Origin of the sequence: Candidatus Phytoplasma sp. AldY-WA1 (assembly GCF_020312115.2) — a bacterium.
GTDB lineage: Bacteria > Bacillota_I > Bacilli_A > Acholeplasmatales > Acholeplasmataceae > Phytoplasma > Phytoplasma vitis.
In genome coordinates this window covers 1-1,207 of the sequence record NZ_JAHRHX020000117.1, presented here as the reverse complement: position 1 = coordinate 1,207, position 1,207 = coordinate 1, and the positions used below count along the sequence as shown (strand labels likewise).

The window sequence follows — 1,207 nt, the reverse complement described above, 5'->3', positions numbered from 1 at the left end:
AGAATTAAATTTTAAAAGTTTTTTATGTTTCGGCCATTTTTAGATATAATGATTTCTTCTTCGTTTTTATAGTGATTGTTATATTTTATCAATTTATATGATTATAATAACTTTTAAAATAGATTCTTTAACCACCATTGTAATACAAATATAAATACGTTTGATTTTTTTACTATTTTGGAAATTATATTGAATTATAGAATCTATAGAGTCATCTTTTTGATAATAAGTAGTTTTTGTTTTCTTGTTATTTTTGAAAATTATATTCTCATATTGACAATTATGTTTTGATTTATATTCATAATTAATAGATTTTATTTTTTGACCATTTTGAATTTAGAATTCATCTATATATTAAATTTTTTTCATCTAGATAATATTAATAGTTTTTTTATTTCCATAGTGTTTTAAAAAGATGTAAATGTTTTTTTAATTTATTTTTAATGACTAATTCTTGTTTTTGATTTTATTTTTATTATAATCTAAAATAATAAAATTTAAATTTTTTAAAAAAATATTATTTCTTATACCGTAGTGTTTCAAAAAAATGTAAATGTTTTTAATTTGATTTTTAATGACTAGTTTTCTTGTTTTTGATTTTATTTTTATTATAATTTAAAATTGTTAAGGTTTATTCTTTTTTCATGATAAAAAAATAATTCGCCCTACACTATATAGAACCCCGAAATCGAAAAGATTAGTTAAAACAAACTAGTCTTTTTTTATGGGCGCCAAAGAGGCCTTATTAACAGCGAATTAACGAATCGCAATGTGTGATAATCACATACTTCATATTCTTGGTTTATCAAACGAAAGAATGATGGATTACAGCAAAGAATAAAAGCGAATTGAGGTGAAGTTCATAACCAAGAAGATTTCGCGAGAAGAAAAGAATTCCAAGGAGAAGTTCTGAAACGGACCTAAACGCAAAAAAGAAGAGCAACAAGACGGCCAAGTCAAAAGGAACTGAAATGACTTGTAAGATGGAAATAAATAATTAAAATAAAAGATTATTTATATTATCAGAGGAGAAAATCCTTATCTGGTTTTAATACTAACATCTTAACTCACCTAGCTAAACGGTATTTACCTATCTTATGAGGTACAAACTCATAAGTTAATGCCAAGGTCAGCGACCCTAAAGAATTCACGTAGTTAATAAGAGGAACTTGGATCTTCCTAAAAAATCAAGGTTAAAACCTAAACA

At 23.9% G+C, this 1,207-nt stretch carries 1 protein-coding gene; it reads right to left on the bottom strand.

The features are described 5' to 3' along the window. Nucleotides 1–93 precede the first annotated feature (93 nt). Nucleotides 94–261 carry a DUF2963 domain-containing protein gene (locus tag KTO59_RS04655; protein ID WP_445083528.1) on the bottom strand — a complete coding sequence of 56 codons (168 nt, stop codon included), beginning with the start codon at nucleotides 259–261 and terminating at the stop codon, nucleotides 94–96. Between the last annotated feature and the right edge of the window lie 946 nt (nucleotides 262–1,207).